Raw genomic sequence first — 1,562 nt, forward strand, 5'->3', positions numbered from 1 at the left:
GGTCACAAGCAGCTCTCGGCAACGGGTACCAAGCGTCAGAATTTGACCACTAGGAATTCTGCAACGCCGCGCGGTCTGCCGGAACGGACGCCTCCGACTTGATCCGCTCGGCGACCAGGGCCTGTAATCGCCAGAGGTTGCGATCGCGGATGCCCTGCTCCTCCAGGTGCGCCACCGTGTTGTGCAGGTACTCGGCGCAGGAGCCCCAATGGCCGGACGCCCTCGCCAGCACGTCGGCGATCTCTTCCGGCGACAGTCTGCCCGTGTAGAAGCGCGACTGCCGGTTCATCACGAACGCGATGGCGCGCAGCGGCCCCTGATCCGTCCTCACGGCGATCCATCGCGGAATGTTGTTGGGTGGCTTCACCGTGATCTCGCGCCGGACCAGCTTTTGCAGTTGCCCCTCCAGGTCATCCGGTGGAAGCCTGAAGACGATGCCTTGACATTGACCGCCCCGGTCAAGGGACATCATCAGCCCGGGCTGCTCCCGGGTGCCCCGGAAGCGCTCGATCCGGAAGCAGAACGAGCGGTGCCAACCTTGAGCCGTGCTCCGCCGAGTCTCTACATGCTCCAACTCGGGCTTCCAAATCAGGGAGCCGTAGGCGAACAGCCAAGTGTCCGGCCTATCGGGATGCGAGGCAAGCAGGCCCCGTACCAGAGCATCGTAGTCCTCGTCGGTATGGTAGGTCCACGTCGGGTCCGGGCCGGGATCGTCCAGCACGCGGTGGACCTGCGCCACATGTGCTGGCGTGAGCGCCATTTGACGGGTCCGCATCGGATCCCCCTGCTGACAATGGGCTGTCGCTGCCCGATGATACTCGCAGGCGAAGGCGGTGTCGCGCACGCGGAACCGGCACCGTCGCCCGATCTCCGCTATATGGAACCGGCATGGCTTATGCGATCAGCCTCAAAGTGGTGAACGACCCCGCAGGCCCGATCAGGGCACTGTGGGAGGAGGTTGCGCAGTTCGAGAGCCGTCCTTCCATGGCGGCTCTGGGTTACCCACCCCACCTTACCTTGGCGGTCTACGACGACATTCCTCTGGTCCAGGCAAGCAACGTACTCCGCGAGGCGTTCGCAGGCAGGTCGGCGCTCCGCCTCACCTTCACGAGGTTGCGCTTCTTCGATGACCCGCTGGTGCTTTGGGCGGAGCCTTCACCTTCTGCCGATCTCACCAGCGCCCATGCGAGGGTGCACGCTCTCATCGATCCTCGGCACTGCCATCCACGCTATCGGCCTGGTGCCTGGGTTCCCCACTGCACGCTGGGAACGCAGATCCTGCTCAAGTACCGAGAGGAGGCCTTAGCGTTTGCCGCCCGTACCATCGCAGCATTCGAGGTCATCTTCGATGTCGCGGACTGTGTTTCCTTAGCACCCGTATTCATTATGGCCGAGCAGCCGCTCGACCGACCCGGGTAACCGAATGCATCCTGGTATGTGAGAAAAACGTCTTCGGCAGTCCGACAGGCGTTTGTGGAACACTCTTTCCAGCCCTGACCACGTCCAGATTCGGCGTTACAAAATGGATCGGTTGGAGGGTGGACGCATGTTGAAGCCGTTCA

The 1,562-nt window shown here is 62.9% G+C and carries 2 protein-coding genes; one reads left to right on the forward strand and one right to left on the reverse strand.

Features of this window, described 5'->3' with window-relative positions:
* Nucleotides 1-49: 49 nt before the first annotated feature.
* Nucleotides 50-775 carry a gamma-glutamylcyclotransferase gene (locus FS320_RS43130; protein WP_152718619.1) on the reverse strand — a complete coding sequence of 242 codons (726 nt, stop codon included), beginning with the start codon at nucleotides 773-775 and terminating at the stop codon, nucleotides 50-52.
* A 113-nt stretch (nucleotides 776-888) separates the two neighbouring features.
* On the opposite strand from FS320_RS43130, the gene FS320_RS43135 reads away from it, so the two are divergent.
* On the forward strand, nucleotides 889-1,419 hold the full coding sequence (locus FS320_RS43135) for a 2'-5' RNA ligase family protein (RefSeq protein WP_152718620.1): 531 nt from the start codon (nucleotides 889-891) through the stop codon (nucleotides 1,417-1,419).
* The last annotated feature ends 143 nt before the right edge of the window (nucleotides 1,420-1,562 follow it).

The organism is Microvirga tunisiensis (assembly GCF_009296175.1).
GTDB lineage: Bacteria > Pseudomonadota > Alphaproteobacteria > Rhizobiales > Beijerinckiaceae > Microvirga > Microvirga tunisiensis.